At 63.3% G+C, this 17,521-nt stretch carries 21 protein-coding genes; 9 read left to right on the top strand and 12 right to left on the bottom strand.

What is annotated here, in order from left to right; genetic code table 11:
• Nucleotides 1–58: 58 nt before the first annotated feature.
• Together ACM608_RS06315 and ACM608_RS06320 are read right to left on the bottom strand one after the other, a co-directional pair.
• Nucleotides 59–931, bottom strand: a complete 873-nt coding sequence (locus tag ACM608_RS06315) for an SDR family oxidoreductase (RefSeq protein ID WP_419682407.1) — start codon at nt 929–931, stop codon at nt 59–61.
• Complete coding sequence (locus ACM608_RS06320; RefSeq protein WP_419682408.1) at nt 909–1,463, bottom strand: SRPBCC family protein; 555 nt, start codon at nt 1,461–1,463, stop codon at nt 909–911. Before ACM608_RS06320 ends, ACM608_RS06315 begins: the two co-directional genes overlap by 23 nt.
• Nucleotides 1,464–1,673: 210 nt before the next feature.
• Between ACM608_RS06320 and ACM608_RS06325 the strand changes: the two genes are divergently transcribed.
• Both ACM608_RS06325 and ACM608_RS06330 read left to right on the top strand, forming a co-directional pair.
• Entirely contained in the window at nt 1,674–2,147 is a 474-nt protein-coding gene (locus ACM608_RS06325) for an SRPBCC family protein (protein ID WP_419682409.1), read from the top strand.
• Between the two features lie 103 nt (nt 2,148–2,250).
• Nucleotides 2,251–3,195, top strand: a complete 945-nt coding sequence (locus ACM608_RS06330) for an alpha/beta hydrolase family protein (protein ID WP_419682410.1) — start codon at nt 2,251–2,253, stop codon at nt 3,193–3,195.
• A 53-nt stretch (nt 3,196–3,248) separates the two neighbouring features.
• Here the strand turns inward: ACM608_RS06330 and ACM608_RS06335 are convergent, their stop codons facing one another.
• The 3 genes from ACM608_RS06335 to ACM608_RS06345 all read right to left on the bottom strand — a co-directional run bounded on the left by ACM608_RS06335 (nt 3,249) and on the right by ACM608_RS06345 (nt 5,322).
• On the bottom strand, nt 3,249–3,806 hold the full coding sequence (locus ACM608_RS06335; RefSeq protein WP_419682411.1) for a TetR/AcrR family transcriptional regulator: 558 nt from the start codon (nt 3,804–3,806) through the stop codon (nt 3,249–3,251).
• Nucleotides 3,807–3,815: 9 nt separating this feature from the next.
• Nucleotides 3,816–4,256 carry a GFA family protein gene (locus tag ACM608_RS06340; RefSeq protein WP_419682412.1) on the bottom strand — a complete coding sequence of 147 codons (441 nt, stop codon included), beginning with the start codon at nt 4,254–4,256 and terminating at the stop codon, nt 3,816–3,818.
• Nucleotides 4,257–4,404: 148 nt separating this feature from the next.
• Entirely contained in the window at nt 4,405–5,322 is a 918-nt protein-coding gene (locus ACM608_RS06345) for an AraC family transcriptional regulator (RefSeq protein ID WP_419682413.1), read from the bottom strand.
• A gap of 62 nt (nt 5,323–5,384) precedes the next feature.
• Between ACM608_RS06345 and ACM608_RS06350 the strand changes: the two genes are divergently transcribed.
• The 5 genes from ACM608_RS06350 (at nt 5,385) to ACM608_RS06370 (ending at nt 9,890) form a co-directional block, all read left to right on the top strand.
• Nucleotides 5,385–6,119, top strand: a complete 735-nt coding sequence (locus ACM608_RS06350; protein ID WP_419682414.1) for an SDR family oxidoreductase — start codon at nt 5,385–5,387, stop codon at nt 6,117–6,119.
• A 64-nt stretch (nt 6,120–6,183) separates the two neighbouring features.
• On the top strand, nt 6,184–6,927 hold the full coding sequence (locus ACM608_RS06355) for an SDR family NAD(P)-dependent oxidoreductase (RefSeq protein ID WP_419682415.1): 744 nt from the start codon (nt 6,184–6,186) through the stop codon (nt 6,925–6,927).
• 131 nt (nt 6,928–7,058) lie between these two features.
• Complete coding sequence (locus ACM608_RS06360) at nt 7,059–7,817, top strand: SDR family oxidoreductase (RefSeq protein ID WP_419682416.1); 759 nt, start codon at nt 7,059–7,061, stop codon at nt 7,815–7,817.
• A gap of 159 nt (nt 7,818–7,976) precedes the next feature.
• Nucleotides 7,977–8,870 (top strand): LysR family transcriptional regulator, encoded by an 894-nt coding sequence (locus tag ACM608_RS06365; RefSeq protein WP_419682417.1) that lies wholly within the window; start codon nt 7,977–7,979, stop codon nt 8,868–8,870.
• Between the two features lie 114 nt (nt 8,871–8,984).
• A complete protein-coding gene (locus tag ACM608_RS06370) occupies nt 8,985–9,890 on the top strand; it encodes an alpha/beta hydrolase (RefSeq protein WP_419682418.1) in 906 nt (301 codons plus the stop codon).
• 66 nt (nt 9,891–9,956) lie between these two features.
• Here ACM608_RS06370 and ACM608_RS06375 read toward each other — a convergent pair whose 3' ends face one another.
• Genes ACM608_RS06375 through ACM608_RS06385 form a run of 3 tightly spaced genes read right to left on the bottom strand, consistent with a single transcriptional unit; the run spans nt 9,957 to nt 12,017 of the window.
• Nucleotides 9,957–10,646: a glutathione S-transferase family protein gene (locus ACM608_RS06375; RefSeq protein WP_419682419.1), complete on the bottom strand. Its 690-nt coding sequence runs from the start codon at nt 10,644–10,646 to the stop codon at nt 9,957–9,959.
• Nucleotides 10,646–11,563: an NAD(P)/FAD-dependent oxidoreductase gene (locus ACM608_RS06380; RefSeq protein ID WP_419682420.1), complete on the bottom strand. Its 918-nt coding sequence runs from the start codon at nt 11,561–11,563 to the stop codon at nt 10,646–10,648. The genes ACM608_RS06375 and ACM608_RS06380 overlap by 1 nt, the downstream gene beginning before the upstream one ends.
• Entirely contained in the window at nt 11,553–12,017 is a 465-nt protein-coding gene (locus ACM608_RS06385) for an Rrf2 family transcriptional regulator (protein WP_419682421.1), read from the bottom strand. Before ACM608_RS06385 ends, ACM608_RS06380 begins: the two co-directional genes overlap by 11 nt.
• A gap of 92 nt (nt 12,018–12,109) precedes the next feature.
• Here ACM608_RS06385 and ACM608_RS06390 point away from each other — a divergent pair, with 92 nt between their 5' ends.
• Nucleotides 12,110–12,820 (top strand): SDR family NAD(P)-dependent oxidoreductase, encoded by a 711-nt coding sequence (locus ACM608_RS06390; RefSeq protein WP_419682422.1) that lies wholly within the window; start codon nt 12,110–12,112, stop codon nt 12,818–12,820.
• A 68-nt stretch (nt 12,821–12,888) separates the two neighbouring features.
• On the opposite strand, the gene ACM608_RS06395 is transcribed toward ACM608_RS06390, so the two are convergent.
• The 3 genes from ACM608_RS06395 to ACM608_RS06405 all read right to left on the bottom strand — a co-directional run bounded on the left by ACM608_RS06395 (nt 12,889) and on the right by ACM608_RS06405 (nt 15,754).
• Nucleotides 12,889–13,482 carry an isochorismatase family protein gene (locus ACM608_RS06395; protein ID WP_419682423.1) on the bottom strand — a complete coding sequence of 198 codons (594 nt, stop codon included), beginning with the start codon at nt 13,480–13,482 and terminating at the stop codon, nt 12,889–12,891.
• 122 nt (nt 13,483–13,604) lie between these two features.
• Nucleotides 13,605–14,669 (bottom strand): alkene reductase, encoded by a 1,065-nt coding sequence (locus ACM608_RS06400; protein WP_419682424.1) that lies wholly within the window; start codon nt 14,667–14,669, stop codon nt 13,605–13,607.
• A 170-nt stretch (nt 14,670–14,839) separates the two neighbouring features.
• A complete protein-coding gene (locus ACM608_RS06405) occupies nt 14,840–15,754 on the bottom strand; it encodes a LysR family transcriptional regulator (RefSeq protein ID WP_419682425.1) in 915 nt (304 codons plus the stop codon).
• 82 nt (nt 15,755–15,836) lie between these two features.
• On the opposite strand from ACM608_RS06405, the gene ACM608_RS06410 reads away from it, so the two are divergent.
• On the top strand, nt 15,837–16,397 hold the full coding sequence (locus tag ACM608_RS06410) for an NAD(P)H-dependent oxidoreductase (protein WP_419682426.1): 561 nt from the start codon (nt 15,837–15,839) through the stop codon (nt 16,395–16,397).
• Between the two features lie 567 nt (nt 16,398–16,964).
• Here the strand turns inward: ACM608_RS06410 and ACM608_RS06415 are convergent.
• Nucleotides 16,965–17,504, bottom strand: coding sequence for a DUF305 domain-containing protein (locus tag ACM608_RS06415; RefSeq protein WP_419682427.1), 540 nt, complete (start codon nt 17,502–17,504; stop codon nt 16,965–16,967).
• Nucleotides 17,505–17,521: the final 17 nt, after the last annotated feature.

Genomic DNA, 17,521 nt, shown 5'->3' on the forward strand with positions numbered 1-17,521 from the left:
TGATCCTTTGCATGCACGATGGCCGTGACAACCGTCACCCTGGCACACGCAGCGTCGTTCAGGCCTGAAGGCCGAACTGCTCACTGATTGAAGCTGCGAAGGCCGCGTCGTCCGTCTTGCGTCGAATCGCGAGCAGTTGCTGTGCGTCCTCGCCCGCTTCGAAGCGCAGTCGGTCGGTCGTGTCAGTCGCAGCGGCGTGGACGACCGCGGCGATGGCGTCCGCGGGCGACGCGCCCGCAGTGAGTTCACTGAACACTTGCATCACCTGCGCGACGGTGGGCTGATATTCGGCGAGCGTTTCGTCATTGCTGAAGGCAAGCGACCGTCCGGCAAAATCGGTGGCAATCTGTCCCGGCTCGACGATCTTCACGCGCACGCCGATCGGTGCCAGCTCATAGGCGAGTGCCTCCGAGAAGCCTTCGACCGCGTATTTCGAACTGTGGTACAGCGTACCAAGCGGGAAGGCGACGCGACCGCCCATCGACGAGATGTTGACGATCGTTCCCGAGCGATGGTGTCGGAAATGGGGGAGCAGCGCCTTCGTCGTCTCGATCATCCCGAACAGGTTCACATCGAACTGACGGCGGATCTCGTCGGACGACGTCGCCTCCAGCACGCCATAGGCGCCGTACCCCGCATTGTTGAGCAGCACGTCGATTTGTCCGAAGGTGTCGATACCGGCCGTGATCGCGCTGGTGATCGAGGATAGCTCCTCGACGTCGAGCCGTGCGACGAGGACGTTGTCGAGCGTATTCAACTCGGTTTCCGCGTGAGGTGAGCGCATGGTGGCTACCACATTCCAGCCTTGTGACTGGAACAGCTTGGCGCTCGCGCGACCCAGACCACTGGATGCGCCTGTGATGAGAACGGTCTTGGACATTGATGGACTCCTTATCGTGGCGTGTCGTTCAAATTCGAGCGGGCGCGGCAAGCGACGGCCTTGGCAAAACGGCCGTTCGGCGCTCCGCAAAATGCGCGATGATGTTCGTCATGCAGACGTCCATGTAGCCCTTCCACTGCGTGCTCACGAACAGACGGAGCGGAACCTTGGCGAGCCGATTTCTCGCGCGGAAGGTGTAGGTCCAGCGAACCTCGGTGCCGTGATTTGCCTCGGCAAACCAGAACTCGCCCCGCGCCTCGATCATCAGGTGCTTCAGCGCGAAGCTTGGGTCGCTAACCCTGTAGGCGAAGTATTGCGGCCGGTCGTAATGGGTAACACCCTCACGCACATGGCTTCCGTCAAGCAGATGGACGGTCCGCCGCGAGCCCGGCTGATCCCATGGGCCGGTGATGTCGGACGTGTGCGAAATTCCGGGCAAAAGACGATAGCCGGTAAGGATCTTCGGAAGGACATCCTCGGCAGCGACGAAGTCGAAGACGTCGCGGGTCGCGCCGGGAACGCGAGCCTCGCGCGTTACCGCAACGTCGTTCGGATCGCGGACGGGATCGGCAGTGCGGGTCATGGCGCATCTCCAGTTTCTGCGTCGGAGATTATGTCCTCGCCGGACGGCGAATAGAGGCGCGATTGGAACTGATCGTTCCACCAGAGAGACAGTTAGTTCCTGCTCCGCGTTCCGCGAGTGAAACGGCGCGTTCAAAATCCGCGGCTAGTGCAAGCACGGCGGCCCCTTAGCTTGCAGGTCGATCCAAACTTCGACCGCGAAGGACACGCCATGATCTATTCGACCGCCACCGTCCCGGTGAATTCCGAAGGCGAAATTCCTCTGACCCGCGACCAGGTCTGGAAAGGCCTCGAGCGCAAGGCGCGCGATGCGCGGCTGTTCCTGCCGCCCGGCGTCTGCACGCGTTGCGAGGTGACCGAAGAAAGCGCTACCCATTTGGTGCGCGAGGCGACCATCGCGAAGGAAGATGTGCGCGAGATCATTGTGCTCGAGCCGCAGTCCAAGGTGACATTCTTCCAAGCCAGCGGCCCGCGCGAAGGCGCGATTATCAACGAGCTGTTCGAGGACGATGAAGGCGCGCTGCAGCTCAAATTCTACTCCTATCTGGGTCTGCGCGGCAAAGAGCCTGGCGGACCGGAAGAACAGGCCGAACAGAAGCAATTCGACAGCGACAAGGGCTACAAAGCGGCACTTCTGTCGACCCTGAAGCGAACGCGCGAGATGCTGGCCGACGGCGCGCTGTAGAAGCGCGCTACCCCATCGAGTAAGTCAGCCTCTTGAAAACGGAACCATGTTCCGTATCTACATCCCCTGACTCGGCGACGTTGCCGGGGCCAAGGAATTGCCAATGCCAGCACATGCCAATCCCACAATTCGCTCAACCGCCATGGACCTCGCGCCCGCGCTGTCCATGGGACCTCTCTCGCTGCCGATCAAAGGGCGCGGCGAGGATCTGACCTATCGCGTCACCGCGCCTGCCGAAGGCGACAGCCTGCCCGTCATTATGTTCTCGCACGGCAACGGCCAGTCGCTTTACACCTACGGTCCGCTCGTCAATTACTGGGCCTCGCACGGGTTTGCGGTGATCAATCCGACCCATCTCGATTCCCGGATGATCGCGCTCGCCGGCGACGATCCGCGTCGGTCCCAGCTCTGGCGGCTCCGCGAGCAGGACATTCTCGCCCTGCTCGACAATCTCGATGCGGTCGAGCAGGCGGTTCCGTTCATCAAGGGCCGGATCGATCGGGACCGCATCGCGGTGGCGGGCCACTCCTGGGGTGCTCAGACGGCCAGCATGTTCCTCGGCGCCACCCATCCCGACCCCGACGACGGCTCGACCGTTTCGCTGCGCGACGCGCGGGTAAAGGCCGGCGTGCTGTTCGCAGTGCCAGGCACGGGCGGAGAAAACCTGAGCGCGTTCGCCGCCCAAAACTTCCCGTTTATGCACCCGGACTTCTCGGGGCTCGAGACCCCGACGCTGGTGGTCGCAGGCGACAACGACAACGGCGCGATGACGGTGCGCGGACCCGAATGGTGGCGCGAAGCCTACGATCTCAGCCCTGGCGCCAAGGCTCTGTTCGAAGTCAGCGGCGGCGAGCATTCGCTCGGCGGTATTCCGAACTACGAAGCCCGGGAGACAACGGACGAGGATCCGGCTCGGGTCGCCGCTGTCCAGCAGCTCTCGGCCGCCTTCCTGCTCAGCATTCTGTCGGGCTCGGAAGCGGCGTGGAAGTCGGCAGTGAGCGACATCAGTGGTGCCGCCGTCCCAAAGGGATTCATCGAACAGAAATGATCCAGGCCGGGGTCGGCCCCCGCAATCAGTGTTGCGGGCTGACGGAGTGTGCGTCAGTCAGCCCGCAGTCCATCGATCAGCACCTCCAGCATGCGCTGGCCCAGTCCCGTATCCTCGGGCGAGACAAGCCTGGCCACGGTCTTGACCAGATCGTCAGCTGTTAGACCCTGCCGGATCACCGCTGCTTTACGCGCGGTGTCCAGAAGCCCATCCAGGGCCGGGTAGAACCTTTTCTCAAAATGGACCGGCAATCCCGCATAGGCTGGATCGCCCGAATGCAGCGCGGCCGAGAAGCCGCGCTTGGTCGCAATGAAGGCCGCGAACCGTCGTAACCATTCGGCCAGCGCTTCGAAGGGCACCCGGGTTGCCGCCAGCTCGTCAGCCGCGGCCGCGCAGGCATCGATCTCCTGGCGGAAGACCGCAGCGATGAGGTCGGCGCGGGTCGGGAAGCGCCGGTAGAGCGTGCCGACGCCCACACCGGCGGTCTCCGCGATCGTCCGGTTGGGCACGTCGATCCCTTCGGCCGCGAACAGCGCACGGGCTGCTTCGATCACCGCCTCCTCGCTGCGACGCGCGTCCGCACGTAATCCGGATGGCTGTACCATGACCATGTGCGTTCCCTAGCCTGCGAGTGCGGCCGCAAATTCCTGCGGCGTCGGCGAAACCTCGAAGCTGGGTGTGTCATTTCCGATTGTCAGCCAAGGCTGCTTTTGCCGGATCCAGATATGCATGGCAGGCGCAACCTCGCTGCTGCGGTCAAGCGTGCCCACGCGAAGCACAAGCAAGCTCGGCAGTGCTGGATTGCGATTGGCAATCCGGGTGAGGCAGGCGGCGCATCCAATATGGTCGGACGACATGACCTCCTGTCCCTCGGGCAGACGAAACGCATGCGCGCTGTCGCTGATAGTAAGCGCGTCCTCAGCCACGATCGCGTGCAGCGCGAACGCGGACCCGCTCCAGGTCTGGCAATCGACACAATGGCAGGCATAAGTCAGCGGGAGATCGTCGACCGCCAGCTCGTATCGCACCGCGCCGCAGCGGCAACCACCTTCAAAACTCATTGAACCTGTCCTTTACAATACGTAATTCCAGCGCTGCGCTATTTGTGTGTGGAGCAACGCCAGGTGCTGTCCTGATCTATTTTGCGCGCGAGTAATCGACTCGATGCTTCGGCGAGAGACCATCAAGCGTGCCGCACTCAGCATGTATTCAGCCTGATTGTCTTGGTGAACTCCCGAACGTCCTTTTGTACGCGAAACCGAAGGCGCTTTGGGACACATAGCCGACCCGGCGTGCAACCTGCTCAACACTGATGTCGTTTCGCGCCAAAAGCTGCTGCGCAAGCATCATCCGCCAATGCCGCAGGTAGTCGAGCGGGGGGCGTCCTACCTTGCGTGAGAATCGCTCGGAGAAGCCCGATCGGGACATGCCGACCTCGGCCGCAAGACGCGGGACGGTCCATTGCCCTGCCGGATCGGCATGGATCAATGTGAGCGCCTCACCAACCTGCCGGTCACCCAACGCACCGATCCATCCGACGCAGAATGCTCCTTCCCCTGCGATGAAAACGCGAACGCCTTCGATCAGGAGCAGCTCGGCCAATCGCATGGCAGCGAGCCTGCTGCCCGGCCGCTCTAGCCGTGCTTCACGGTCGACGAACTCGAGCAGACGAGAGATCGACCCCGCTTCGCTGCGATCACCGGCAATCCGATAGAAGGGCGGCAGCGCATCCAGCACGAAGCCCGCGCCCGCGTCATCCAGTCCGACGCTGGAACCGATCAGCAGCACATCATCGCCGCCGAGGCGCAACGTATCTCCATCGCCCTGCGCGTAAAGCTCTGATCCATCCGCCGGCTCCAGGTGCGGGTCGCTTGCCACCACATAGTCGGTGCGCCCGATCAACAGCACGTCACCCTCTTTCAACCATGCGGGTTCCTGGTTCGGAAACAACAGACAGCATGTCCCGCGTACCAGGCCGATGAACTTGAGCCGATCCCGCGACGCGAAATGCAACGCCCAGTCGCCCGTTGCCTCGAGGCGCGTTGCCTGCGCTGCGCCGGTACCGAAGGCCATCAGCGCATCGGATAGCGGATCAAGGGCGATTCTGGAGATTCTCGACAAAATCATGGCATCTTGAGTGTAGTTAATCCGCCTCCCTCTGACTAGCTTGTTGCGTAAGGGAGATCAAAATGAGCGTAGAAGGCAAAGTCGTCGTGATCACCGGGGCGGGTAGCGGCATCGGCCGTGCCACCGCTCTTCGCCTTGCGGCATCGGGCGCCATACCCGTTCTGGGCGGGCGGCGCTCGGAACAATTGGCGGCAGCGGTCGCGGAGATCGAGGGAAGCGGCGGAACCGCTGCCTGGCGAGCGACCGACGTCACCCGACGCGAGGATGTCGATGTGCTCGTCGGCTTTGCATGCGAGCGGTTCGGGCAGGTCGATGTACTGATCAATAACGCCGGCATCAGCCCGACGTCCCGGTTCGACGCACTCCGGGTGGCCGACTGGGACGCGATGATTGACGTCAATCTGCGCGGAGTCCTCTACGGTATCGCTGCCGTGCTTCCGATCTTCGCGCGCCAGGGAAGCGGCCACATCGTCAATGTCGTCTCGACCGCTGGCCTGCGGATCGTGCCCACGATGGGGGTGTACGCGGCGACCAAGAATGCGGTCAGGACCATCACCGAAGCGCTACGTCAGGAAGCAGGTTCGACGTTGCGGGTGACGGAGATTTCGCCCGGCTTCACAGCCACCGAACTTGCTTCTTCGATGACGGACGATGCCGCCCGGTCCGCGACGCAGCACCGGATGGATGAGCTGGCCCTTCCCCCCGATGCGATCGCCAAGGCCATCGCTTTCGCCATCGAACAACCTCCTGAAGTCGATGTTGGAAGCATCGTCGTGCGCCCCACAGCTCAGGATTAAGCAGCGTGGGAGGGGTGGATCACTGACCATGGGCCAGTCCCTCAGAATTGAAAGGAACGCTCCAATGCAAATCGATCTTACAGCGAAAGTCGCTCTAGTGACGGGAGCCAGTTCGGGGATCGGCTTTGCCATCGCCAAGCGCCTGATCGAAAGCGGGGCGACTGTCGTCATCACCGGGCGCAAGCAGGATGCGATCGAAGAGGCAGCGGCCGCGCTTGGCGAGGATTGCATTCCGCTCGTCGCCGACGTGACGCAGGCAAGCGAGATGGATGGCGTTGTCCGACGGATCCAACAGACACTTGGCAAGCTAGACATCGTGGTCGCCAACGCCGGCGTGGGCGCAAACGCGCCGCTCGGAGAGATCGACGACGAAAAGTTCGAAAAAGTTATCGGCACGAATCTGAAAGGTGCTCTCAACACGGTTCAATCGGCCCTGCCGATGCTCCGGCCGGGAGCTTCCATCGTACTGATCGGATCGACCGGCTCATTCGAGGCACCCTCGACCATGAGCGTGTATGGGGCGACCAAAGCAGGCCTGCGCGCCTTCGCCAAAACATGGATCAAGGACATCGAGGGCCGCGGCATCCGCATAAATGTCGTGAGCCCCGGAGCGATCGACACGCCGTCGTTGCGTGACGCTCTGGGAGGTAACGGGAACAGCGCCATCAATGCCCTGAACGAGCGCAGCCCCATCGGGCGGATAGGCACGCCTGAAGAGGTTGCCAATGTCGTCGCCTTCTTCGCGAGCGATGCCGCCAGCTACATCAATGGGGAGGAACTTTATGTGGACGGCGGCCTAAAGGTATGACCGATCCTTCGTCCCGTTGACGGAACGACACATCCCAACTCCGTGTCTTATTAGCCTAGAACGGAACAGCTATCTCCGATGACAGAGAGACGGAAACGCTTTTCCGGCTCCAGCCATCAAGGAGAAGCACCATGAAGAACAGCGGCAACACCATCATCCTCACTGGCGGCGGCTCGGGCATCGGACGCCTGCTGGCGCAGCGTCTGCACGATGCCGGCAACACGGTCATCATCGCGAGCCGCAACATAGCTGCACTCGCCAACACGGCCGAAGGCTACGGCAACATCCACGCGCTGGAACTCGATCAGACCGATCCGGCGAGCATCGAGGCTTTCACGAAGCGAATCGCCGACAACTTCCCGCAGGCGAACGTCCTCATCAACAATGCCGGCATCATGCGCATGGAAGGCTCGCTCGCTTCCAAGCGCGACCTTGCCGACGCTGAGGAATCGGTCACCAACAACCTCCTTGGCCCGATCCGCCTCACCAATGCACTGATCGACCAGCTGGTCGCGCAGAGCGACGCAGCGCTGATCAACGTGACCTCGGGGCTCGCCTTCGTTCCGCTGGTGCTCGCGCCGACCTATTCGGCGATAAAGGCGGCCATCCACAACTACACCGTATCGCTGCGTGCGGTGCTCAAGGACCAGGTCGAGGTGATCGAGGTCGCCCCGCCGGCGCTGCGCACCACGCTGACGCCGGGCCAGGAGAACAACGAGCGCTTCATGCCGCCCGAGGTCTTCGTCGATCAGGTGATAGACCTGCTGCAGCGCGATCCCACCCCGGCGGAGGTGCTGGTCGAGGAAGTCGACTTCATGCGCCGCGCCGAGAAGGAGGACCGCTTCGAGGAGACGGTTGCCGCAATCAACCCCTTCCTCGCCAAGTCATGACGCGTCGTCTTACGACACCCCTTCACGAAAACCGGGCAGCGCCACCGCTGCCCGGCGACACATGCGTAACAGCGATACGTTGCCGTAAATTACACGTTGATTGTTTCGCGGCCGGGGCGGAAGGTGCCGATTATCACCCAATCGTTCTGTAGGTGGAACATGGATCTCGTCGCGCTTGCCGATTTCAACCTCGTCGCTCGCCATGGCGGCTTCAGCAAAGCGGCGCGGGAGGCCAATCGTCCCAAGGCGACCTTGTCGCGGCGTGTCGCGGAATTCGAGGCAGCTCTGGGGCTGCGCCTCTTTGAGCGCGGCGGCCGCGATCTAAAGCTCACCGAGGAGGGCCGCGCGCTATATGAGCGCAGCGCGAAGCTGCTGACCGATCTCGACGAGACGGTGACAGCCATCGCCTCGGGCGGCGAGACACCGCGCGGACACATGAAGATCAGCGCGCCGCTGCTGTTCTGCCAGATCGCGATGGGCGAGGTCGCCGCGCGCTTCGCCGCTGCCTATCCCGAAGTGCAGCTCGAGGTCATCACGGAGGACCGGGCGGTGAACATGGTCGAAGAGGGCGTCGATCTGGTGATCCGGATCAATCCTAGTGCCGACGCCAACCTCGTCGGCCGGGTGTTCCTGCGTGATTACCAGGTCGTCGTCGCACCCCCCGGTCTCAAGCGGCCGTCGGCGCGCAAGGCCGTGCCCGCGATCGTTCGCAGCACCGACTGGAAACAGACGAGTTGGCGGCTGCGTCATGGTGGCGACGGAATCGAGAAGGTCGATATCGAGCCAATCCTGTCGCTCTCCTCGCTCGTCATGGTGCGCGACGCCCTGCGCGATGCCAACGCCGCGGCGGCGCTGCCCTATTCGCTCGTCCATAACGAGGTTGAGCGCGGGGACCTGGTGCTGTGGGGCGAACTCGATGCACCGCGAACCGAACTCTGGGCGCTCTATCCCTCCCGGCGCCTGCTGAGCTCACGCGTGTCCGCCTTCCTCGATCATCTCAAGGCCATTTTCCCGACGGGATCAGCCGACGAGCTGGCGGCCTTCGTTCGCTGAGATGCTCGCGTGCGTTTCGTCCCGCTGATGGGACGGCGCGTCCAGATTGATGCTCTGCCGAGCGGTGTGGCGGGACGCTAGATTGCTGACCGTCACCAATCGAAGGAATCGACCATGAGCATCATTCATCACGACGAGGCGTTCCGCGACCGTGCCGCCATGCTGGCGATGCGCGCCATGATCGCCGTCTCGGGCAGCTTCTCGATCGAGCCGGGCGCCCGCGATGCCTATGACCAATTGATCGCCCGCACCAAGATCGTCGACGGCGTCGAGACCTCACAAGGCGAGGTCGCCGGCGTCAGCGGGTGGTGGGTCATTCCCGCCGGCACGCGCGCCGAGAACGGCGCCATCCTCTACGTCCACGGCGGCGGCTATGTTCTCGGCAGCGCCGAGGCCTATCGCGGGCTGGCGAGTCAGATCGCCTCACGCGCTGGTCGCCCGGTCTTCGTCATCGACTATGCGCTCGCGCCTGAGAATCCTTTTCCCTCCGCCTATGACGATGTGAGCAAGGCCTATGCCGAGCTTGCCCGCACCACCGGTGGCAAGGTTGCACTGATGGGCGATTCCGCGGGTGGCGGCGCGGTTTTCTCGGTGGCAATGAACCGCGACGAAGCGACGCCCGCTCCGGTCGCCATCATCGCCTATTCGCCGTGGACCGATCCCGCACTCAAGGGCGCGAGCGTTCAGACCCGTGCCGACGTCGATCCGATCCTCAACGAACGATCGCTCTCCGATGGCGCGCGGCAGTATCTTGCCGGTGCGGACCCGAGCGACCCGCGCGTCAACGCACTGAAGGGCGATTTCTCCAATCTGCCGCCGGTGCGCATCGACGTCGGCGACGACGAGATCCTGCTCGACGACTCGCTGCGTCTCGAGGCGCTGGCGGGCGAAGCGGGGCGTCAGGTGGAAACGCATGTCTGGAAAGGCATGGTCCATGTCTTCCCGACCAACGTCGCGATGCTGAAGGCGGCGGCCCAAGCGCTCGACGGCACCGCGGAGTTCCTCAATCGGTACTTCTGAACCAAGCCTGCAAGTTCCCGCACCTTGCCGTCGACATCGACGATCCCTGGTGCGGGACTTGTGGCCTTATCCGCTCGACGGCGGACAGACTTCCCGCAGCCCTTGTGCCACCGCCAGGAGGGGTGCGGGAAATTCTGCCGGCGCCGCGCTGGGCCGCTCGCTGAAGGCGGCGTACCAATCTATCAGCGAAGGGCAGACTTCAGGAACGGGAACGCCGTACAGCCTCTCGGCGAATTGCAACGTGGCCATCGCGATGCAATCGGCGATGGTGGGCTGATCGCCAGCAAGGAATCGTCCTTCCGTCTCGCCAGCCAGTGTGTCGAGCAGGCGCAAGCGGCGATGATACGCATCGGCCGCGAACGTCGCGGCTTCGATGCTTTGCGGTTCGCGCCCCGCGAACGCAGGGCTGCCCTTGTGACACCAGATACCAAATTGCAGCGCGGCTTCATCGATCACCGCGATCAACTCACGCGTCCGTGCCCGCATGGCCGGCGTTTGGCCGAGCATGTCAGGCGACGGAAAGCGCTCTTCCAAATATTCGAGGATCGCGATCGAGGAGCGGATCAGCGTGCCGCCCTCGGTTCTTAGGATCGGCACCGTGGCGAGCGGGCTCAATCGTTCCAGATCGGGCGGGGGCCATCCGGCCATGAGATCGAACGCCACCCGGTCAATGCCGGTGATCCCTTTTTCTGCCAAATAGATGCCGACGCGCCTGGGGTAGAGTTCCCAAGCGAGTTCATAGAGCTCCATGCTCATCATGATTGTCCCGTAACAGGCGGCTCGAACACCAGCGATTGGTGCAGCGAGATTCCGGCGGTGACGCCATCGGCGGCCGCCCAGCTGGCATTGTGCGGCGCGCGGGCGATGTCACCTGCCGCATAGACGCCGGCGATGCTGGTCAGCTTGGCCGCATCGGTGCGGATGATGGGGCCGAACGGCCCTTCGTCGAGCGCGCAGCCGAGCCGCTCGGCAATCGGACTGTTCAATCGCGAGCGCGGGGCGAGGAACAGTGCGTCGATTTCCGCCACTCGGCCGTCATCCAGCAGCAGCGAGGCCAGCGTGCCGTCTTCGCCCTGCAGCGAGCGGATCGGCGCGGGTTCGATCGTCACGCCGCGCCGGTCGAGCAGCGTCCGCGCGTCCCCCTCGGGCATGGCGTTGCCGTCGAGGTAGAGCGTGGTCGCACCCCAATCGGCGATGAGCGCCGCCTGATGCGCCGACAGGGCCGCGGTCCACAAGACCCCCAGCGTGCCGTCGCCATGTTCGTAGCCGTGGCAATACGGGCAATGCAGCACGGTCTCGCCCCACCGCTCGGCAAGGCCGGGAATCTCGGGAAGCACGTCGGAGATTCCGAAGGCCAGCACCAGCTTTCTGCCCGCAACTCTGCCCCCTCCGGCGAGAGCCACCTCGAAGCCTCCGTCCGCACCACCGACATCGGTCGCGGCGTCCGCGATCGTCCGCACGCCGGGATAGGCCTCCACCTGTGCCTTGGCTCCGCCGATCATCGCCGCCGGAGCGGCGCCATCCTGGCCGAAGAAGCCGTGAGAGGCGCTGGCGAAGCGGTTGCGCGGCGAGGCGGTATCGATGACGCAGACCGACCGGCGCGCTCGCGCGATGTGGATCGCGGCGGACAAGCCGGCATAGCTCCCGCCGATGACGACGGCGTCATACTTCATGGTATGTCTCCTGATCGGCAGTTTTTCCACGCGCGATCATGCGGCCGTGAAAATCGGCGCTGAGGTCGGCGAGCGTCACGGCGGCGAACCGATCGAGCAGCAGGGTCCGCGCTTCTTCGAAGGCGCCACCCAGCGCCGCATTGACCGCTTCCTCCACCAGGCATCCGGGCGCATCGGTCCGGTTGCCCATGGCGAACAGCTCGGGGCTGTCCAACGCGGCATAGAGGTCGCGCAGTGTGATCTTCGAAAGCGCGCGCTCGATCGTCCAGCCTCCACCATGACCCTTCTCCGATCGGACCAGCCCGGCTTCGCGCAGCCCCGACATCGTCCGCCGCATCGCGGCGGGATTGCTGCCCATGATGGTCGCCATCGTCTCGGACGTGACCGGTTCGTCCCGCTCGGCCATATGCAGCAGCACATGCAGCACACCCGACAATCTGCTATCTCGTCTCATGAGACTTTAAATGTTACGTGATTCTCGTTAGGTCAAGGGTCTTCAATAATTGCATCTTGATAAGAGCTCGCATCGAGAAGGGAGAGCGCCTCATGGCGACTGATGACAGACCTGTAGCCGTGGTAGTCGGAGCCGGTCCGGGGAACGGCGCGGCGCTTGCCGAGCGGTTCAGCAAAGGCGGTTACCAGGTCGCGCTGCTGGCGCGCGGTGCTGAGAAGCTCGAGACGATGGCGTCGCAAATTGCGCACGCGCAGGCCGTCGCCTGCGATGTGACCGATGCCGCATCAATCGAGGACGCCTTTTCGCAAATTCGCGAGACGATGGGGCCGGTGGAGGCGCTGCTTTACAATGCCGGCTCTGGTGTCTTCACGACCGTCCAGGAGCTCTCGCCGGATGATTTCGAGGCGTCTTGGCGGATCAACGCGATGGGGTTGCTACTGTGCGCGCAGCAGGTCATCCCGGCGATGACTGATAAGGGTTCGGGCTCGATCATCGTCACCGGTGCTACCGCGTCCCTACGCGGATCCCCGAAGACGGCCGCCTTCGCACCAGCCAAGGCGGCACAGCGCGCGCTTGCGCAATCCATGGCGAAGTCGCTCTGGCCGCTGGGCATCCACGTCGGCCTGCTGATCGTCGACGGCGTTATCGATCAGCCCACCGTCCGCGCGATGATGCGGGACAAGCCCGACGACTTCTTCGTCTCGCCCGATGGTTTGGCTGAGACCGCCTGGTCGCTGCATAGGCAGGATCGGCAGGCGTGGAGCTTCGAGGTCGAAGTCCGGCCCTATCGCGAGAACTGGTAGGATAGGTCTCCCTCGGCACGATGACGGGAAGAGCGACCCGATCGCTCCTCCCTCGCCCGGTTCCGGGTTCAGTCGACGGGGCGCATCAGGTAAGGCGTCGGCAGAATCTGGGCGATCTGCTGGCCTTCGGGGGTCGACCAATCCTGCGTCAGCTCGGCGATGATCGTGTTCGTCACCGTCATCTCGACGCCGGCACGATCGAGCCGATGCCGCGAGATGTCCTCGTTGATCCGATAGGGCGAACTCGACGCGTCCATCACCGCCTGCACCTCGTATCCCGCCTCGTGTGCGCTGATCGCGGGCAGGACCAGGCAGATATCGGTGGTGATCGCACCGATGATCAGCTGCCTGCGCCCGGTCTCCTCGACCGCAGCGCGGAAGGCGGGATCCTGCCAGGCATCGATCACGCCGCTGCGCAGGACGCGGCCTTCGTATGCCTCCGGGACGACGCGCGAGAACCAGTCGTGCGTGGGGCCCTGCACGCGGTCCTCTTGGCTGGCGGTCAGCACGACCGGGATGCCCAGCACCTTGGCGGCCTTGGCAAGCACGATCGCGTTGCGCAGCGCTTCATAGGCGGGCGTGGTGTTGGCAAGCTGAAGCGTGCCGACCTGATAGTCGACAAGCAGCAGCGCGGCGTCGGCGGATTTGAAGTGATATGTCATCGCTGCTCTCCAATTTCAGGCGGAGAAATCGTCTGCCGTCCGCAGATGGATCGGCACGGGGCAATCCGCCTCACGAGGTGCCCGGAGGCGGGGCCAGGCCGAGCCCGGCTCCGCCGCGAAAATCAGGCAGTTTCCAGCACGGGATAGTCGACGTAGCCCTCGGTGCCCGCGCCGTAGAATTTGTCGTATTTCACCTCGTTGAGCGGAGCGCCCATTCTGAGCCGGGCGACCAGATCGGGGTTCGACAGGCTCATCACGCCGATCGATTCCATGTCGGCCGTGCCTGCAGCGATATCGCTGCCGACCTGCTCGCGCGTACGGCCTGGCCGGTTGACGATCAGCGTGCCGGAGAACCGGTCCCGGATGTCGGCCAGCAGCTGCTCGTTGCCGCCATGCAGCAGGTGAATGTAGGCAAGACCGATCCGATCGAATTGCTCGGCGAGGTAGCGATAGACCTCGTCGTTCTCGCTGCCCTCCTTGATGCCGCCCATCGGAATGCCTGGCGAGAGACGGATGCCGGTGCGATCGGCGCCGATTGCGTCGGCGATCGCTTGGGCGACCTCCACGGCGAAACGCGCATGGTTCTCGACCGAGCCGCCATAGGCATCGATGCGGGTATTCGCGTTCGGCGCCAGAAACTGGTGCACGATATAGCCGTTCGCGCCGTGAATCTCGACCGCGTCGGCACCGGCTTCGATGGCGCGCCGTGCGGCGTAGGCGAAGTCGGCCACGGTCTGGGCGATCTCGTCGGTCTCCAACGCGCGAGGCTCCGGAATGTCGAGCATGCCGGTTGCCGTGAACATCTCGACCCCAGGCGCGATGGCGGAGGGCGCGACCGGCTGACGGCCGTGCGGCGTGTTGCTAGGGTGCGACATCCGGCCGACGTGCATCAGCTGGATGGCCAGCTTACCGCCTTCCGCGTGCACCGCGTCGGCGACCTGGCGCCAGCCTTTCACATGGGCGTCGGTATAGATGCCCGGCGTGGTCAGATAACCCTGGCCGTCGTCCGAAGGTTGCGTGCCTTCGGTGATGAGCAGGCCCATCGAAGCGCGTTGCTGATAATATTGCGCCGCGAGAGCGCCGGGCGTGCCGTCGACCTGCGCACGGCTGCGTGTCATCGGTGCCATTGCCAACCGGTGGGGCAGGCTCATGCGGCCAACGGTGATGGGGGACCAGATATCCGTCATGGCGAAAACTCCTTCATGGCAAGGAAGCACCGGGTTCGGTCGACCATCGACCTGGGCGCGCCTCATGCTGAGGAGATAATCGGTTCGCGAGGCGTGCAGGAGTGCATCAATGTGAACACAACGTCTCGCAGGCGGAACAGTGCTACATCGAAGAGGCGTGACTAGGCCTCCTAGCCATCCTGCAAGTTCGGCGCGACTTTACGGACAAGCTCTGCGACCAGAGTCACGGCGGGGTCCATGTCAGTGCGGCTGTGCCGCACAAGGTGGAGCGATATCGGATCTAGAGGTATCGGCGCGGGCTTGGACACCAGGCCCGCTGCCGCGGCGCTGCTCATGACAATTTGTGGGAAAGCAGCGATCAGGTCCGTGTCGCGCAGCAGTTCGAGTGCGTGCAGGAAGCTGGGCGCGACGGCGGCAACCCGCCGCTGTCGGCCGATGCGATCAAGAGCGGCATCTACCGATCCCCGCCTATCCCCTCGTCCGGAAACGACGAGATGAGGAAATGCCAGCCATAGATCGGTATCGAGCACCTCCGCGTCGGCAGCCGGATGCTTGCGGCGCATCACGATCGAATAAGCGTAGCTTCCCAGCGGCTCGCTGCGCAGTGATGCGCCCGAAGCGGATGTGACGCTGACGACGATATCGACCTCACCGCGTTCCAGGCGATCGACTTCGTCCCCCACGTGCCAGGGATGGAAGACCAAGTCTATTCCGGGTGCCCGCTGGGCCAGTTCTTTGGTGAGAACGCCACCGAGCGGCGCAGCCAGAATGTCCGCGGCGACAATCCGGACGGCGCCGCGAAGTCCTGCCAGGCTAATCGGGCCAAGTGAAACAACCCCGGCCAACTCAGCGAGAGCAACTCGGAGAGGTTCGCGAATCGCCTCTGCACGCGGTGTGCGGCGGAACCCCTTGGAAGACGCACGCACCAGAAGCGGATCGTCAAATAGGGCGCGTGCGCGCGCCAGCGCGTTCGAGGCCGCAGGCTGCGTAAGGCCGAGGCGCTCCGCCGCACGGCCCACATGCGCCTCGTCCAGCAACGCATCCACGATGACGAGCAGGTTGAGATCGACGGATCGTAAATTCATCGCGTGAATGATCTGGCATAAGAAACATCATTTTGAAAGATGGCGGCGAGGCGATCAGGTTTGGCAATGCAAGGAGACTTACATGACGACCGCACTGCTGCTCGCGCATCCTAATCTTGCGGCCTCCCGTGCCAATCGCGCGCTGCTCTCCGGCCTGGATGACCTGCCCGGACTTGAGATCGTCGATCTCTACGCCGCATATCCCGATGAAAAGATCGACCTCTCGGCTGAGCGCGACCGCCTGCTGCGGGCCGATCGTCTGGTTCTTCAATTTCCTATGTTCTGGTACTCTACACCGCCCCTGCTCAAGCGCTGGCAAGATGTGGTTCTAACTCCCTTGATTTACCTCGAACCAAACACCGCTTCACTGCTGAAAGGCCTCCCGGTCATGGCGGCCACCACGACGGGCGGACCTGCTGCGAGCTATCGTCAGACCGGCATGTCCATCGAGGAGCTATTTGCGCCCCTTAAGGCGACAGCGCGGAAGGCGCGCTGGGAATGGCAGACACCGTTCGCGCTGCACGACGTGCGCGCCCTCGATGACGAGGCAATGAGCGCGGCAAGCCAAAACTTCCGTTCGGCTGTTCTTTCCATGCCTACCAGGTCAGTAGTTGCACGGCGGTTAGCCCCGTCCGCGACATGATAGTCATGTTAAGGAACTATTTGTTCACCAACTTCATCGGGGCAAAGTCGTGGGGCAGCACGCCATGGCAGCGCTACTGTCGGAGCGATCGAGGTCCGAGATATTCGGTGACGCCTCAAGGCTGGTCGACGAAAATGGTCGTTACGGTCGAAAACGGACCGTCTCAGCAGAAGCGAAGCCCTCTTAATTCACAAGCCACGAAGGGGGTGCGCTCTTGGAACGCCGATAGAAGGTAGCAACGAAGTCGCCACTCTAAACAGCACGACCAACGTCCGCGGCTGGCGGCGTTGTCAATGAAGCCATCTCAATGAGAGAGATGGCGCCCCGCGCAGGATAAACATAACGAATATATTTCGCCGTTCGTACTACTCTAGAGGCGTCCGCAATCGCCTGGTCCTGCCGCCTGCCGTTCTCCGCGGCCGCAAATGCTACGCTCGGGCGATTTTCGCTTCTCGCCACAGTGAGAAGCTGTCGCTATCGAAGGCTCGTGGCATTGGGCTGGCGCCTCCGCTTATCGTGAGGTTATCCGCGGGAACCTGTGCGGGCGTAATCCGTAAGGCTTGCGCTTCAACGAACAGCAGCCCGAATCTCGGGCAGCATATCCTGCGTAACCTCGGCCGACCGCGCCGGCAGTGGCTGGGTGCCGCGTTCGCCGTTCCGATCGATGTCTTCGATGAGGAGCTTCATCTCGGCGATCTCGCGGACCTGGCTGGCGATGATCTGGTCGGCCAGCACGCGAACCCGGGGATCGCTGATGCTGGCCTTGCGCGCGTTGTTGATCGCGATCGAATGGTGCGGGATCATCGACTTCATGAAGGTGACGTCGGAGATAAGCGCCTGACTGCGATTGACCAGAAGCGAGGCCACGCCGAGGACCAGCGCAAACGCCAAGATCCCGAGCTTGATCGCCATGCCCTTGTACATCGACCACATGAAGCCGAGCATCACCATTGTCATCACCGCGCCCATCACCAGCGAGGCGACCAGCCGGTTGATGCTGAACATCAGATGCTCGGACGAATAGACGAGCTGGTACATCAGGAAGAACATGATCAACGTGGAGGTTGCGATCATCGCCGCAAAGCGACCCCACGACATACTCTTCATTTCGTGATCCTGTTCCA

It is taken from the genome of Sphingomonas sp. ID0503, assembly GCF_048565625.1.
Taxonomy (GTDB): Bacteria; Pseudomonadota; Alphaproteobacteria; order Sphingomonadales; family Sphingomonadaceae; genus JBLZUR01.

What these genes read in the sequence shown, in the direction of transcription:
- ACM608_RS06375 (WP_419682419.1), bottom strand. Translation starts at nt 10,646, where the DNA reads ATGAGCATGGAGCTCTATGAACTCGCTTGGGAACTCTACCCCAGGCGC.
- ACM608_RS06320 (WP_419682408.1), bottom strand. Translation starts at nt 1,463, where the DNA reads ATGACCCGCACTGCCGATCCCGTCCGCGATCCGAACGACGTTGCGGTA.
- ACM608_RS06340 (WP_419682412.1), bottom strand. Translation starts at nt 4,256, where the DNA reads ATGAGTTTTGAAGGTGGTTGCCGCTGCGGCGCGGTGCGATACGAGCTG.
- ACM608_RS06335 (WP_419682411.1), bottom strand. Translation starts at nt 3,806, where the DNA reads ATGGTCATGGTACAGCCATCCGGATTACGTGCGGACGCGCGTCGCAGC.
- ACM608_RS06350 (WP_419682414.1), top strand. Translation starts at nt 5,385, where the DNA reads ATGAGCGTAGAAGGCAAAGTCGTCGTGATCACCGGGGCGGGTAGCGGC.
- ACM608_RS06370 (WP_419682418.1), top strand. Translation starts at nt 8,985, where the DNA reads ATGAGCATCATTCATCACGACGAGGCGTTCCGCGACCGTGCCGCCATG.
- ACM608_RS06395 (WP_419682423.1), bottom strand. Translation starts at nt 13,482, where the DNA reads ATGACATATCACTTCAAATCCGCCGACGCCGCGCTGCTGCTTGTCGAC.
- ACM608_RS06345 (WP_419682413.1), bottom strand. Translation starts at nt 5,322, where the DNA reads ATGATTTTGTCGAGAATCTCCAGAATCGCCCTTGATCCGCTATCCGAT.
- ACM608_RS06410 (WP_419682426.1), top strand. Translation starts at nt 15,837, where the DNA reads ATGACGACCGCACTGCTGCTCGCGCATCCTAATCTTGCGGCCTCCCGT.
- ACM608_RS06365 (WP_419682417.1), top strand. Translation starts at nt 7,977, where the DNA reads ATGGATCTCGTCGCGCTTGCCGATTTCAACCTCGTCGCTCGCCATGGC.
- ACM608_RS06415 (WP_419682427.1), bottom strand. Translation starts at nt 17,504, where the DNA reads ATGAAGAGTATGTCGTGGGGTCGCTTTGCGGCGATGATCGCAACCTCC.
- ACM608_RS06360 (WP_419682416.1), top strand. Translation starts at nt 7,059, where the DNA reads ATGAAGAACAGCGGCAACACCATCATCCTCACTGGCGGCGGCTCGGGC.
- ACM608_RS06405 (WP_419682425.1), bottom strand. Translation starts at nt 15,754, where the DNA reads ATGAATTTACGATCCGTCGATCTCAACCTGCTCGTCATCGTGGATGCG.
- ACM608_RS06380 (WP_419682420.1), bottom strand. Translation starts at nt 11,563, where the DNA reads ATGAAGTATGACGCCGTCGTCATCGGCGGGAGCTATGCCGGCTTGTCC.
- ACM608_RS06385 (WP_419682421.1), bottom strand. Translation starts at nt 12,017, where the DNA reads ATGAGACGAGATAGCAGATTGTCGGGTGTGCTGCATGTGCTGCTGCAT.
- ACM608_RS06325 (WP_419682409.1), top strand. Translation starts at nt 1,674, where the DNA reads ATGATCTATTCGACCGCCACCGTCCCGGTGAATTCCGAAGGCGAAATT.
- ACM608_RS06330 (WP_419682410.1), top strand. Translation starts at nt 2,251, where the DNA reads ATGCCAGCACATGCCAATCCCACAATTCGCTCAACCGCCATGGACCTC.
- ACM608_RS06355 (WP_419682415.1), top strand. Translation starts at nt 6,184, where the DNA reads ATGCAAATCGATCTTACAGCGAAAGTCGCTCTAGTGACGGGAGCCAGT.
- ACM608_RS06400 (WP_419682424.1), bottom strand. Translation starts at nt 14,669, where the DNA reads ATGACGGATATCTGGTCCCCCATCACCGTTGGCCGCATGAGCCTGCCC.
- ACM608_RS06390 (WP_419682422.1), top strand. Translation starts at nt 12,110, where the DNA reads ATGGCGACTGATGACAGACCTGTAGCCGTGGTAGTCGGAGCCGGTCCG.